This is a genomic window from Nocardioides sp., assembly GCF_024509035.1.
In the GTDB taxonomy this organism is placed as follows: domain Bacteria; phylum Actinomycetota; class Actinomycetes; order Propionibacteriales; family Nocardioidaceae; genus Nocardioides.
In genome coordinates, this window is the sequence record NZ_JANINT010000341.1 from 315 (window position 1) to 598 (window position 284).

Annotated in this window: 1 protein-coding gene; it reads right to left on the minus strand. The window is 72.2% G+C overall.

Annotated features, from left to right (window positions below; translation table 11 throughout):
- Nucleotides 1-121: 121 nt before the first annotated feature.
- A partial coding sequence (locus Q0L15_RS25050) for an ATP-binding protein (protein WP_366939627.1) occupies nt 122-284 on the minus strand: 163 nt, incomplete at its 5' end.

The following is a 284-nucleotide window of genomic DNA, read 5'->3' on the forward strand; positions in this document are numbered from 1 at the left end:
TCGATCGCGGCCGCGCCGCCGTCGGCGGCGATCACCCGCCAGCCCGACACGGCCTCGAGGGCGAGCTGGGTGATCTCCCGGATGTCGTCGTCGTCGTCGACGATCAGGACGGTCGGCTGTCTCACGGCTGGCTCCGTTCGGTGCCGGTCAGCGCGGCGTGCGTCGTGTGCGGCTGCCGGGCGTGCCCGGGCCGGGGCAGCGTGAAGAGCACCGTGGTGCCCTTACCCAGCGTGCTCTCCATCCAGATCTGGCCGCCGTGCCGTTCCACGATGCCGCGACTGATC